Annotated in this window: 9 protein-coding genes and 1 pseudogene; 3 read left to right on the top strand and 7 right to left on the bottom strand. The window is 60.4% G+C overall.

The genetic code is table 11. The annotated features are described in order from the left end of the window. The first annotated feature begins 153 nt into the window (after positions 1 to 153). A complete protein-coding gene (locus ICY20_RS27450) occupies positions 154 to 603 on the top strand; it encodes an HIT family protein (RefSeq protein WP_194939155.1) in 450 nt (149 codons plus the stop codon). Here the strand turns inward: ICY20_RS27450 and ICY20_RS27445 are convergent. Together ICY20_RS27445 and ICY20_RS27440 are read right to left on the bottom strand one after the other, a co-directional pair. Next, positions 585 to 1,154 carry a cysteine hydrolase family protein gene (locus ICY20_RS27445; protein ID WP_194939154.1) on the bottom strand — a complete coding sequence of 190 codons (570 nt, stop codon included), beginning with the start codon at positions 1,152 to 1,154 and terminating at the stop codon, positions 585 to 587. The genes ICY20_RS27450 and ICY20_RS27445 overlap by 19 nt on opposite strands. 181 nt (positions 1,155 to 1,335) lie before the next feature. Next, positions 1,336 to 2,898: a hypothetical protein gene (locus ICY20_RS27440; protein WP_194939153.1), complete on the bottom strand. Its 1,563-nt coding sequence runs from the start codon at positions 2,896 to 2,898 to the stop codon at positions 1,336 to 1,338. 130 nt (positions 2,899 to 3,028) lie between these two features. Here ICY20_RS27440 and ICY20_RS27435 point away from each other — a divergent pair, with 130 nt between their 5' ends. Beyond that, positions 3,029 to 4,435 carry an XAC2610-related protein gene (locus tag ICY20_RS27435; protein ID WP_194939152.1) on the top strand — a complete coding sequence of 469 codons (1,407 nt, stop codon included), beginning with the start codon at positions 3,029 to 3,031 and terminating at the stop codon, positions 4,433 to 4,435. Positions 4,436 to 4,512: 77 nt separating this feature from the next. On the opposite strand, the gene ICY20_RS27430 is transcribed toward ICY20_RS27435, so the two are convergent. From ICY20_RS27430 to ICY20_RS28570, 3 genes and pseudogenes are all read right to left on the bottom strand, one after another. Next, positions 4,513 to 5,025, bottom strand: a complete 513-nt coding sequence (locus ICY20_RS27430) for a hypothetical protein (RefSeq protein WP_194939151.1) — start codon at positions 5,023 to 5,025, stop codon at positions 4,513 to 4,515. A 305-nt stretch (positions 5,026 to 5,330) separates the two neighbouring features. Continuing rightward, complete coding sequence (locus ICY20_RS27425) at positions 5,331 to 6,353, bottom strand: methyl-accepting chemotaxis protein (RefSeq protein WP_456107234.1); 1,023 nt, start codon at positions 6,351 to 6,353, stop codon at positions 5,331 to 5,333. Positions 6,354 to 6,623: 270 nt separating this feature from the next. Beyond that, positions 6,624 to 6,896 (bottom strand): annotated as a pseudogene (locus tag ICY20_RS28570) (PAS domain-containing protein); the annotation flags it as partial. Between the two features lie 162 nt (positions 6,897 to 7,058). Here ICY20_RS28570 and ICY20_RS27420 point away from each other — a divergent pair. After that, positions 7,059 to 9,260, top strand: coding sequence for an OsmC domain/YcaO domain-containing protein (locus tag ICY20_RS27420; RefSeq protein ID WP_159961100.1), 2,202 nt, complete (start codon positions 7,059 to 7,061; stop codon positions 9,258 to 9,260). A 290-nt stretch (positions 9,261 to 9,550) separates the two neighbouring features. Here ICY20_RS27420 and ICY20_RS27415 read toward each other — a convergent pair whose 3' ends face one another. Together ICY20_RS27415 and ICY20_RS27410 are read right to left on the bottom strand one after the other, a co-directional pair. Then, positions 9,551 to 10,717 carry a cystathionine gamma-synthase gene (locus ICY20_RS27415; protein WP_194939149.1) on the bottom strand — a complete coding sequence of 389 codons (1,167 nt, stop codon included), beginning with the start codon at positions 10,715 to 10,717 and terminating at the stop codon, positions 9,551 to 9,553. Beyond that, positions 10,714 to 12,090: a pyridoxal-phosphate dependent enzyme gene (locus ICY20_RS27410; protein WP_159961102.1), complete on the bottom strand. Its 1,377-nt coding sequence runs from the start codon at positions 12,088 to 12,090 to the stop codon at positions 10,714 to 10,716. Before ICY20_RS27410 ends, ICY20_RS27415 begins: the two co-directional genes overlap by 4 nt. Between the last annotated feature and the right edge of the window lie 41 nt (positions 12,091 to 12,131).

Here is a 12,131-nt window from a genome sequence, read left to right as displayed (position 1 = left end):
ACCTGTGGCGAGGGAGCTTGCTCCCTCGCCACAGGTCACTTTTTATCTATTCAACCTCTTAACTGACTGGCATTAGGGCTTGCCCGCTCACACACTTTTGATCGAGTACGGCTTATTATCCCGTCTGCACTTTACGCCCATCAAGGAGACCCCATGGCGTTAATCACGGAACGCGTAGCACTGGCCCGCAATGGCGCCAATGACAAGGTTATCTGCCGCATGCCCTCAGGCTGGGCCGTGATGGGGGATGTGCAATTTTTGCCCGGTTACTGCCTGCTGCTGCCTGACCCGGTGGTCGCCAGCCTTAACGACCTGGCCCCTGAAGCCCGTGCCATGTATCTGCTGGATATGGCCCGAATGGGCGACGCGGTGCTGCAAGCCACCGATGCGCTGCGTATGAATTACGAGATTCTTGGCAACTCAGAGCCGGAGCTGCATTGCCATATCTTCCCGCGCTACGCCTCTGAGCCCGACGACAAACGCCGAATGCCCGCCTGGTTTTATGACTGGAAAAACGCCGTGCCGTACGCCGAAGACGTGCATGGGGCGTTGCGTCGAAAGATCGCGCACTTGTTAAGCAAGGATCAACCGGCTGTGAGTTGAGCCAAAACGTCATTGGCCTGCACAACCCTGGCATAGTCCATCGCAAGGTTACTTAGCGACAGTGCATGCACGTCTTGCGCCGGCCACAGCCGACCCGACAAATCGGTTTGGTCAAACGTATAGCAGGCATCCGCAACCACGCTCACGTCAAAACCGAGGTTGCCGCCGGAGCGTGCGGTAGCCTCGACGGAATTGTTGGTGATCACCCCGGCGACCACCAGTTGCCTGATCGAGCGCGCATGCAGCCAGCGCTCCAGCCCCGTGGCCGTGAAGGCATCCGGGACGTTTTTCTCCACCACATGTTCATGGGGCAGTGGGGCTAAGGCAGGCTGGAATTCACAACCGGGTTGCCCGGGCCAGAATACCGAGCCGGGGGTGCGGGAGATGTGTCGGATGTGCACGATGGGCCGCTCGGCCTGGCGCCATGCGTTCAGCAGGCGCTGTATGTGCACCTCGGCGTCAGGGTTGTTGCGCGGCCCCAACGTGGGCTGGTTCATACCTTGCTGCATGTCGATGATCAGCAGTGCAGCGTTTATGGCTAGCGCGCCCATGGCATATCCCTTGGCTGGAGAGGGCTGAAACATAGCAGGGTTTTCATGCGCACCGACATTCTATGTGGGAAGCGGGCTTGCTCCCACAGGTGACTGCATTCCAAAGGCTGAATGCGGTCACCTGTGGGAGCTGTCGAGCTTTAGCGAGGCTGCGAAGGCGGCGGCACTGCTGGCAGAGGCTTCATGGTTTGTAACCCGGCAGTTCACGCAATGCACCCGCCGCCCGCGTTTCATCGGGCAACGCGAGCAACCGTTGGTAAAGGTCCTGATAGGTTTTGCAGAGTTTCTCAGGGTCGGCGTTGTGCTTGCTTGGGGAGGCGTAGATCGCGTAAGTGTCGGGTGGTGCGCCACTGAGCACCGCTTCCAGATCCGCTTTGCCCTGGGATGAGGGCGCGCGCTCCTGGAACTCCTGGCTTGCAGTTTGGATAACCTGCCTACGGGCGTCTTTCACTCGGGTAATGACCGCGGGTGGCAGCGGTTGCTTGAGCTGGTAACCCTTGGGGTAGATCGCTGCCAGATACGCAGCACAATCCTGCGCGCTGCTGTCATGAAACGCCTGTACCAGTGCGCTCTCGGCTCGCCAGAACTCCAGCACGGAAGGGCTTGGCGCTTTGCGCAACGCGTCCTGTATCAACTCGACGTCACGTGTTTGCACCCTCGTTCTAAACTGCGCAAAGGTCAACGGGTCGTTCAAGGCTTGCCGTGCCTGGGCTTTTTCACGCTCGTACTGGGCGGGTGCAAGGTCGGCAAGCATGTTCAAGTGCATGTGACTGCGCAGGTAAGTATCAAGGCGCCCTGGGTCCTTGAGACGCGCCAGGCGTGCGTCGGTAAAGTACTGCGCCTCCACGGTGTCGGTGATGACGTGGTTGCGCTTGAGTTCGGGGGTGTCCGGGTACCACATGTCGTCGCTACCCGTATCCAGCACCTTGTCGACAAACGCCTTGGACGCACCGTGACGCTGCAACGCATCGCGGTATTGGTTAAGCAGGTCCGAGGATTTATGCGTCGAGCCAAACAGCGCCGCCGCATGAAAGCCCAACCGGCCACTCTCGCCCAGCAGGCGTTCCTTACCGGCCATGAACGCCAGGGTGCAGGCACTCAGGCAATCAGCGTTGGTGTAGGTGATGAGGCCTTTTTCTTCGATGAGCATGCCGATTGCCCGTGCTTCGCCAAACAGGCCGCCGCCGCTATTGAGGTGCAGGGTGTCGACCGTGGGGTTGTCGGTCAGTGCCTGTTCGAGCGCAGCGAGGCTGCCGGGCGCAAAGCCACCGTTGAATTCAAGTTCGGTTTCACTGAGCACAGTGATCTGAAATGGCGCCAGTGTCGTGGGGTTGATCGCCAGTAGCATGGCTGACTTGAGTGCCGGGGCGAGCTCCAGCATGGAGTAGCCCACGTCGATGAACCCGACAATCACCAGCACACGCACAAGGTGCACCCAAACATGTTTACCGCCACGCTGCTTGTGCCGCGACGCCGACCGCCAAACCCCCACGCATTGCCAGGTAGCGACGGCCAACGTGAAGCTCAAGAAGAGCACGGCCATGATCAGCAAGCCCCGAGGGCTAGGCGGGTGACGTAGCAGCAAGAAATACAGGGGCGCCATGGCAAGCAGGAAGACCAGGCTGAGCAGCACTTCGTTGACCCAGAAGGATCGGGCCAGCGAAAGCTCACCGCGCCAGTGACGAATAATGTAGTTGCGAGCGGGGTAGCTGCGAGCGGGCGTGGTTACGGCGGCGTCTTCCATGATGCGCGGGAGTCCTTGAGGGGGCAGCGAGACAAGGCGCGCAACATATCAGCCCGGTATTCGGCGAGACAGTGTTTTGTTCGAAAGACTGTGTAAACTGCCGCCCCCAATTTCAGCAAGGATGCTTTGAATGCGTTCGCTCGTCCGCGGTGTGCTCCTGTCTCTTTCCCTGGCCACCCAGGTTAGCGCCGAACCCCGCTCTTTCTCGGTCAATGACCCCAGCGGCCAGTTCCTGGTCGAAGTGCTGTTCCCGGACGCGCCGCAAGACCTGGGCCAACAAGCCCGTGCGCTGATCACCGTGCGCGATAAAACCACCCTCGACATCCTTCAGCAATTGCAGACCCCGGCCGCCCCAGTGCCTTTGGATCACAATGGCAAGACGCTGGACTGGCGCCTGGTGGGCGAGAGCGGCGTGCTGTACTTCGCCGATATCGATCGTGATGGCCGCATGGACCTGGCGATCCGCAATGGCGATGGTCCTGATGCCGGCTTTCAATCCAACTACGATGTGTACCTGCAAGACCCGCAGAAACCGCAATGGGTGCTCAACGCCGCGCTGACCGAGCTGGCCAATGAAACCAGCGGCGCGATGTTTTCGGTCAGCCCCAAGGACGGTGTGATCCATTCGCAAACCGACCGTGGCTGTTGCTGGACGCGTTCGTCGCAATGGCAAATGCGCGATGGCCAGTTGGTACGACTGGGCTCGTATACACAGGAAGAGGTGCCACCGACCGAGTTCGGCGAAAACTCCAGCATGCCCAGCGGCTACATGCTGCGCACCACCGGAGAGTGGAAAAACGGCCAATGGCAGGAGACGCCACGCCTGGAAGGCCCGGTCAACGAAGACCCGCAGATGCTCGCCGGCACCCTCGACAGCAAGCTCCCGGTTGAGCTCTGGTACCAGCAGCAGGGCGCGGTACTGATTGGCGAGTTGCGCTACACCAAAAGTGGCAGCGGCAAGCCGATCAAGCTGGTGGGCGACCGCAGCGACTACGACGACAAACCCTTCGTCTACCTGCACGAATACGCCGACGATGGTCACCGGACCGGCATCTGGCGCATCACCCGCGAAACCACGGAGCCCTACGCCTACACCGGCACCTGGGTCAGTGGCGCCAAAGGCGATAACCCTGAGTTGCCGATTGTGCTGCACGCGGCCGAGCGTGAGCCGGAGTACGACAAGTACGATGAAGTCCCCCGCGACCAGCGCGATGGCCATTACCAGATGCGCGATGACTTCCTCGGCCGTGATGGCGACCTTGACGTGAGGATTCTTCCCGAACGGGATCACGAGGGCAGGGAAGTGGCCGAGTTCACCGTGACGCTCAAAGACACCAAGACCGGCAAACAACTCGTGACCGCGAAGCACACCGTACCCATGGAAACCGAAAACCTGATCATCGTGCGCGAGCCGCTGGCACCCAAGGGCAACGGGCCGTATCACATCCAACTGGTGAAGCACTTTGCGGTGATCGAGCACAACTCGGCGCCGGATAATCTGGAGTATTTCACGGGGATGTATCGCAAACAGCCTTGATGGGGCCACGCTGTAACGGTCGCTGCCAATAAGAAGGGCCACCTTGAAAACCGGCGGCCCCGCTGATCACCCAGCGATCAGTTATCGGCCTTGACCCATTTGCAGTTGGTCAACGTGTCACCGCCGTCCACCTTCAAATAGAACGCATCCGGTACGGCCACCCACTGATGGACGCTGCCTACCGGGCCGTCGTGATAGTTGGTGTACAACTTCCCATCGACAATCTGCCAACCCAGCGGATAGGCCGAGGAGCGGTAGACCCACCGCCTCGGGTTTGCCCGGCACGACAGGTAGTTGTCGTCCTGAAGCTTGAGCACCGCGAAGTTGCCATCGTTGGCGTCTTTTTTGAACTTGGCTTTGGGGCCGTTGGATGCGGTGGCGCTGATGTAGTCCCAGAAGCTCCATGTGGCGTTGGTGCCAACGAAGTAGGCATAACTGGTGACGCTTTGGCCCTTGTCGTTTACATAGTCCAGTTGGAGGTTGAACCATTCGCCCTCCGGGAACGCCTGGCTACCGCTGCGGGAGGTGAGGGGCTTGCCGTCGGGCACAAAGGGTTGGTCGTCAGAGGCAGGCGCTGATGTATCGCTCATAGGTGTATTCCTTGAAAAGAGAGAGTCGTGACGCACACTCGCCCGAGCCAAAGCCATAAAGCGGAAGGGGAATACAGGGGGACTGTCGCGGGATTAATGCAGGTTGCGCCTTGCACACAACGGCCTGTGCTACGACTGGTGACGGTGACCCGTTTGCGGAGCGGCGTGTCCTTCTCTACATCCATGAATTCAGCGGCAGCGGCGTGAGCCGTCGAGGCGCCTGGCAAGGTTAGATCATGCTGTTGGATTCGTCGAAAAAATAGCGCGCCCGTCACACTCAATGACGGGCGCGAAGTGGCCGCTGATCAGCGGTTGAACCGTTCAACCAACGCATATTGCGTGGCTGCGGTGTTGGTCAGCTCTTTGCTCAAGTCCGTGGATTGATGGGCCTGCACCGAAGTCTGGTCCGCCAGCTCGGCAATGGTGGTGATGTTGCGGCTGATCTCCTCGGCGACCGCGCTTTGTTCCTCGGTAGCGGCGGCGATCTGGGTGGTCATGTCGGTGATGTGGGACACCGCTTCGCTGATACCCACCAGGGCCTGGTCGGCTTCCAGCACCCACGCCACGCCTTCCTGAGCTTGGCGTTGGCCGTGCTCCATGCTGTGCACGGCATTGTTGGAGGAGGCTTGCAGCTTGGTGATAAGGGCGTGAATCTGGGTGGTGGACTGGGAGGTGCGCTGGGCCAGTTGGCGCACCTCGTCGGCTACCACGGCAAAGCCGCGGCCTTGCTCGCCGGCACGGGCGGCTTCGATGGCGGCGTTGAGGGCCAGCAGGTTGGTCTGGTCGGCGATGCCTTTGATCACGTCGACCACGCTGCCGATCTCGTCGCTGTCACGGGCCAATTGCGCCACGGTGACGCCGGTTTCACCCACCACGGCAGACAGTCGCTCGATGGCCTCACGGGTGTCGCGCGCCACATCGCGGCCGCGCCCGGTCAGGGCATTGGCTTGTTGGGTGGCGTCGGCGGTGCGTTGTACGTGGCTGGCGACTTCCTGAGTGGTGGCGGCCATTTGGTTGACGGCGGCCGAGACTTGCTCGGTCTCTACACGCTGGCGGTCCAGGCCTTTGGCGCTGGCGGTGGCCAACTGGTCGGACTGCCCTGCGAGGGCGCTGAGTTGTTCGGCGCTGTCCTGCAAGCGGGTCAGGCAGGTTTTCAGGCGTGCGGTCTGGCTGAGGAACGCGGTTTCCAAACGTGCCTGGGGGCCGCTTGCGTCGCTGTACATCTGGGCGATCAATGCGTCTGACGTCGATGGCTCGACACCTTCCAACAGGCGCAAGGTACTGCTTTGGCGCCAGCGCGAGCACAGCACGCCCACTGGAATGGCCACCGCTACGGCGACCGCGAGGGCGACTGGAGCACTGAGGTACAGCCCGGCGAGGCTGCCGGCGATAGCGGTCGCGGCATACGGCACGCAACTCAACAGGGTCGGCAGCCATGCATCCTGGCGCGGCACGCCGGGCTTGCCACTGCTGATGCGTTGATAGAGCGCCTGGGCGCGGCGGATTTCATCGGCAGTGGGCTTGACCCGCACCGACTCGAAGCCCACTACTTTGCTGCCGTCGAAAATCGGCGTGACGTAGGCGTTGACCCAATAGTGGTCGCCATTTTTTGAGCGGTTCTTGACGATGCCCATCCAGGGCAGGCCTTGCTTGAGTGCGCTCCACATGTGCGCGAATACAGCTGGAGGAACGTCGGGGTGACGCACGATATTTTGCGGCGCGCCGATCAGATCTGCGCGGTTAAAACCGCTGATTTCGACAAAGGCGTCGTTGCAGTAGGTGATTACACCCCGAACATCGGTGGCCGAGATAAGTTTCTGTTGAGACGCGAGGGAAATCTCGCGCTGTGTCACTGGCTGGTTGTTGCGCATTCCGACTACTCCCTGGTTGCACTTAGCCAATCGGCCTCAACTTCGAAAAGATTAATGCACATTTGATATTTCGCCAGCCATTGGTCAAAAGCCTGAAACTTCCCGCTGAAAACCCCCATAATGGCGGCCATTTTTGTTTAGCCGTTATTCTGGTGTGCCCGCATGGAAATCAAGGTCAACTTTCTCGACAACCTTCGACTTGAAGCCAAGTTCGACGACTTCACGGTGATTGCCGACCAGCCGATTCGCTACAAGGGCGACGGTTCGGCACCGGGGCCGTTCGATTACTTCCTGGCTTCGTCGGCGTTGTGTGCGGCGTACTTCGTGAAGTTGTATTGCCAGACGCGCAATATCCCCACCGACAATATTCGTCTGTCCCAGAACAACATTGTCGACCCGGAAAACCGCTACAACCAGATCTTCAAGATTCAGGTGGAGTTGCCAGCGGATATTTCCGATAAAGACCGCCAGGGTATTTTGCGTTCCATCGACCGTTGCACGGTCAAGAAAGTGGTACAGGCCGGCCCTGAGTTCGTTATCGAAGAAGTTGAAAATCTGGATGCGGACGCCCAGGCACTGTTGATGCCTAATTCGACCTCCGAGGGCGGCACCTACATCGCCGGCAAGGATCTGCCTCTGGAGCAGACCATCGCCAACATGTCCGGCATCCTCGCCGGGCTGGGGATGAAAATCGAGATCGCCTCGTGGCGCAATATCGTGCCCAACGTGTGGTCGCTGCATATCCGCGATGCCCATTCGCCGATGTGCTTTACCAACGGCAAGGGCGCGACCAAGGAAGGCGCCCTGGCGTCGGCGTTGGGCGAGTTTATCGAGCGGCTCAACTGCAACTTTTTCTATAACGATCAGTTTTGGGGTGAGGAACTGGCCAACGCGCCGTTCGTTCATTACCCGGACGAGCGCTGGTTCCAGCCGGGCGCCAATGATGAGCTGCCGAGCGAGATCCTCGACGCCTACTGCCTCAAAGTCTACAACCGCGAGGGCGAGCTGCGTGGTTCGCACCTGTTCGATACCAACTCCGGTAATGAAGAACGCGGCATTGTCTCGCTGCCGTTTGTGCGTCAGTCCGATGGCGAGGTGGTGTACTTCCCGTCCAACCTGATCGAAAACCTCTACCTGAGCAACGGCATGAGCGCCGGCAATACGCTGGCCGAAGCCCAGGTGCAGTGCTTGTCGGAGATTTTTGAGCGGGCGGTGAAGCGCGAAATCATCGAAGGTGAATTTGCCTTGCCGGACGTACCGGCCGAGGTACTGGCCAAGTACCCAAGCATTGTGGCCGGTATTGAAGGCCTGGAAGCCCAGGGCTTCCCAGTGCTGGTCAAAGACGCGTCGCTGGGCGGTGAATTCCCGGTAATGTGCGTGACCCTGATGAACCCACGCACCGGTGGCGTATTCGCCTCGTTCGGCGCCCACCCAAGCCTGGAAGTGGCTCTGGAGCGCAGCCTGACTGAATTGCTGCAAGGCCGCAGCTTCGAGGGTTTGAACGACTTGCCGCAGCCGACCTTTGAAGGGCAGGCGGTGACCGAGCCGAACAACTTCGTCGAGCACTTTATTGATTCGAGCGGCGTGGTGTCGTGGCGCTTTTTCAGTGCGCAGTCTGACTATGAATTTGTCGAGTGGGACTTCTCGGGTGAGGGTGAAGACTCCAATGCCCAGGAAGCTGCGACCCTGTTCGGCATTCTGGAAGGCATGGGCAAAGAGTCGTATATGGCGGTGTACGAACACCTCGGCGCAACCGCGTGCCGCATCCTGGTGCCGGACTACTCGGAAATCTACCCGGTGGACGACCTGATCTGGGACAACACCAATAAGGCGCTGTTTTTCCGGGCTGACATCCTCAACCTGCACAGCCTCAACGAAGAAGAGCTACAGGCCCTGGTCGAGCGCTTGATCGAAAGCGAGCTGGACGACTACACCGACATCACCACCCTGATCGGCATCGAGTTTGATGACAATACCGCGTGGGGGCAACTCACCATCCTGGAATTGAAGCTGCTGATTTTCCTGGCCTTGCAGCAATATGAAGAGGCCAAGGAGTGCGTGGAGATGTTCCTGCAGTACAACGACAACACCGCCGAACGCGGCCTGTTTTACCAGGCGATGAACGCGGTGCTGGAGATGGAACTGGACGACGACCTGGAGCTGGCTGATTACGAGGCGAACTTCCGTCGCATGTTTGGCAATGATCGGATGGACGCGGTGGTCGGTTCGGTGAGCGGTGATGTGCGCTTCTATGGCTTGACGCCGACCAGCATGAAGCTCGAAGGGCTGGAGCGGCATCAGCGGTTGATTGAGAGCTACAAGAAGCTGCACTCGGCTCGGGCGAATCTCACCTCAGCCAGGTGATATCTACCTGACCGGTTGAGGTCAAAATGTGGGAGGGGGCTTGCTCCCGATGGCGGTGGACCAGTCACTGGATTAGGTGACTGACACACCGCCATCGGGAGCAAGCTCCCTCCCACATTTGGCTCTGCGTCGAGCCTGAATACTGAGTACACCAGCAATCCCTGTGGGAGGGGGCTTGCCCCCGATGCGGTGGACCAGTCACTGGATTAGGTGACTGACACACTGCCATCGGGAGCAAGCCCCCTCCCTCATTGGATTGCCATTGTTTGGGGGATTTGCGTTCTGTGCCTTTAGATTTTTGCGAGGGCACGGGCCAGGTCCGCGCGTAAATCCTCCACATCCTCGACGCCTACCGACAGCCGCACCAACCCATCGCCAATCCCCAACTGCGCCCGCGTGGCGGCCGGGATGCTGGCGTGGGTCATGATCGCGGGGTGTTCGATCAGGCTTTCCACGCCGCCCAGGCTTTCGGCCAGGGCAAAAATCCTGACGTTTTCCAGGAAACGCGTGGCGCCGGCCAGGTCGGTGTTGAGGTCAATCGAAATCATCCCACCAAACCCACGCATTTGCCGTTGGGCCAGCTCGTGTTGTGGGTGCGACGCAAGGCCTGGGTAGTAGACCCGCGCCACTTGCGGCTGTTGTTCCAGCCAGGTGGCCAGGGCCAGGGCGTTACTGCAATGACGCTCCATGCGCAGGGCCAAGGTTTTCACGCCGCGCAGGGTGAGAAACGCATCGAACGGCCCTGCAATGGCACCGACGGAATTTTGCAGAAAGCCCAGGCGTTCAGCCAACGCCGGGTTATCGCCGACGATGGCGATGCCGCCGATTACATCCGAGTGGCCATTGAGGTATTTGGTGGTGGAGTGCACCACCACATCAAAACCCAACTCAAGCGGGCGCTGAATCCAAGGGCTGGCAAAGGTGTTGTCAGCCACGCAGATAATTGCGCGAGCCCTGCAGAGTTGGGCGATGGCGCTGAGGTCGGTGAGGCTCAACAGGGGATTACTCGGGGTTTCGACCCAGACCATACGCGTGTCGTCCTGCAAGCTGGCTTCAAACGCTGCAAGGTCGCTTAAATCCACAAAACTGAAACGGTGCCCGGCGCTGCGTTGGCGCACTTTGTCGAACAGGCGGAAGGTGCCGCCGTACAGGTCGTTGCCCGAGACGATATGCGCGCCGGCGTCCAACAATTCCAGCACCGTCGAGATCGCCGCCAGCCCGGAGGCAAACGCAAATGCCTGGCTGCCGCCTTCGAGGTCGGCCACGCAACGTTCCAACGCAAAGCGCGTCGGGTTATGGGAGCGGCCATAGTCAAAGCCCTTGTGCACGCCGGGGCTGTCTTGCAGGTAGGTGGAGTTGGCGTAGATCGGCGGCATCAGCGCTCCTGTGGTCGGGTCGGGTGCTTGCCCGGCATGGATCACGCGGGTGGCAAACGCGGCTTTATCGGGCTGGCTCATGCAAGGGATCTCCGCAGGTGGTTGAGCAGATCGACGCGGGTGATCAGGCCATGGAAACCTGAGGCGTCGGCAATGATGGCGACCAGGCCGCGATCAAGCTCGGCCTGCAGTTCGGCGAGGCTGGCGCTGGGGTCAAGGGTTTGCAGGGTGTCGGTCATGGCGCTGGCGACGATCATGTTGAAGTCGGCCGCGTCGTGGTGCAGACCCAGCAGGATGTCGGATTCGTCAATCACGCCGACCAGGTCGCGACCGTTCACCAGCACAGGCAATTGGGAGACATCCGCCAGGCGCATGCGTTGAAAGGCAGTGAGCAAGGTGTCGTCGGGGCTGACGCTGATCACGCGGCCGTCTTCGAAGCGGCGGGCGATCAGGTCACGCAGGTCGCCGTAGTGTGTGTAGTGCAGCAGGCCTGCGTCTTTCATCCATTGGTCGTTGTAGACCTTTGAGAGGTAGCGCGTACCGGTGTCGCACACAAAGGTGACCACGCGCTTGGGCTCGGTTTGCTCGCGGCAGTAGCGCAGGGCAGCGGCGAGCAGGGTGCCGGTGGACGAGCCACCCAGGATGCCCTCGGCGCGCAGCAATTGGCGGGCGTGGTCGAAGCTTTCTTCATCGCTGATGGAATAGGCGTGACGCACGCTGGAGAGGTCGGCAATGGACGGCACGAAGTCCTCGCCGATGCCTTCCACCGCCCATGAACCGGGGGTTTCAAGACGACCGCTGCGGCTGTATTCGGCCATCACCGAGCCTACGGGGTCGGCCAATACCATGGCGAGCTCAGGTTGCACGCGCTTAAAGAAACGGGTGAGACCAGTGAGCGTGCCGGCCGAGCCGACGCCTACCACGATGGCGTCCAGATCGTGTTGGGTTTGCGCCCAGATCTCCGGCGCGGTGCTGGTTTCGTGGGCCAGGGGGTTGGCCGGGTTATTGAATTGGTCGGCGAAGAATGAATCGGGAATGTCTTTGGCAAGCCGTGCTGCGACGTCCTGGTAATACTCGGGGTGCCCCTTGCCCACATCGGAGCGGGTGATATGCACTTCGGCGCCCATGGCCTTGAGGTGCAGCACTTTTTCCGTAGACATTTTGTCGGGCACTACCAACACCACACGGTACCCTTTGGCCCGGCCGACCAGCGCCAGGCCCAGGCCGGTATTGCCGGCAGTGGCTTCGATAATGGTGCCGCCCGGTCGCAGGCGGCCATCGCGTTCGGCGGCGTCGATCATGGCCAGGCCAATGCGGTCCTTGATGGAGCCGCCGGGGTTTTGGGATTCAAGCTTTAGAAACAGCGTGCAGAGGCCGGTATCGAAGCGGCTGACGCGAACCAGCGGGGTGTTGCCGATCAGTTCTAGCACGGCGGGACTGGGCAGTGTGGGCATGTCGTCACCTTTGAAAGAGGGGGGACAGCGAACAGCAAAGC

This window comes from Pseudomonas pisciculturae, assembly GCF_015461805.1.
Lineage (GTDB): Bacteria > Pseudomonadota > Gammaproteobacteria > Pseudomonadales > Pseudomonadaceae > Aquipseudomonas > Aquipseudomonas pisciculturae.
The sequence above is the reverse complement of the archived record's forward strand: the minus strand, read 5'-3'. Positions and strand labels throughout refer to the sequence as shown.

Bases quoted from the DNA above. Each gene is read 5' to 3' on its own strand.
- ICY20_RS27445 (WP_194939154.1), bottom strand. From the start codon at position 1,154: ATGGGCGCGCTAGCCATAAACGCTGCACTGCTGATCATCGACATGCAG.
- ICY20_RS27430 (WP_194939151.1), bottom strand. From the start codon at position 5,025: ATGAGCGATACATCAGCGCCTGCCTCTGACGACCAACCCTTTGTGCCC.
- ICY20_RS27435 (WP_194939152.1), top strand. From the start codon at position 3,029: ATGCGTTCGCTCGTCCGCGGTGTGCTCCTGTCTCTTTCCCTGGCCACC.
- ICY20_RS27450 (WP_194939155.1), top strand. From the start codon at position 154: ATGGCGTTAATCACGGAACGCGTAGCACTGGCCCGCAATGGCGCCAAT.
- ICY20_RS27420 (WP_159961100.1), top strand. From the start codon at position 7,059: ATGGAAATCAAGGTCAACTTTCTCGACAACCTTCGACTTGAAGCCAAG.
- ICY20_RS27440 (WP_194939153.1), bottom strand. From the start codon at position 2,898: ATGGAAGACGCCGCCGTAACCACGCCCGCTCGCAGCTACCCCGCTCGC.
- ICY20_RS27410 (WP_159961102.1), bottom strand. From the start codon at position 12,090: ATGCCCACACTGCCCAGTCCCGCCGTGCTAGAACTGATCGGCAACACC.
- ICY20_RS27415 (WP_194939149.1), bottom strand. From the start codon at position 10,717: ATGAGCCAGCCCGATAAAGCCGCGTTTGCCACCCGCGTGATCCATGCC.